Raw genomic sequence first — 515 nt, 5'->3', positions numbered from 1 at the left:
GCCAAATAATTATCCACATCCTCACGCTTGTCCAAATACAAAGCAGACGTCAACTGCTCCAAATACACCACATCCGGCAGATCCGGCTCCGCGAACCGCAAAATACTGAACGGCCCACCCGCCGCCGCATGACCCCCCAGATGAAACGGCACCACCTGCAACGTCACATGCGGCAACTCCGTCACCTCGATCAGGTGCTCCAACTGCCGCCGCATCACCGCCGCCCCACCCAACGGCCGCCGCAACGCCGCCTCATCCACCACCGCCCAAAAATGCGGCGGATCCTCCCCCAACAGCAACGACTGACGCCGCATCCGCAACCCCACCCGCCGCTCGATCTCATGACCCGGCGCATCCGGATGCCCCAGCAACGTCACCGCACGCGCGTAATCCTCGGTCTGCAACAACCCGGGAACGAACTGCACCTCATACGCACGGATCCGAGACGCCGCCTCCTCAAGACCGATGTACACCTCGAACCAGCCCGGCAGAATATCGGAATACGAATGCCACCA

Annotated in this window: 1 protein-coding gene; it reads right to left on the bottom strand. The window is 61.7% G+C overall.

What is annotated here, in order from left to right:
- The coding region (locus tag ABD978_RS43635; RefSeq protein WP_345367669.1) for a DUF5753 domain-containing protein at positions 1-515 on the bottom strand (515 nt) is incomplete at both ends.

This window comes from Actinoallomurus liliacearum, assembly GCF_039542035.1.
Taxonomy (GTDB): domain Bacteria; phylum Actinomycetota; class Actinomycetes; order Streptosporangiales; family Streptosporangiaceae; genus Actinoallomurus; species Actinoallomurus liliacearum.
The sequence above is the reverse complement of the archived record's forward strand: the minus strand, read 5'-3'. Positions and strand labels throughout refer to the sequence as shown.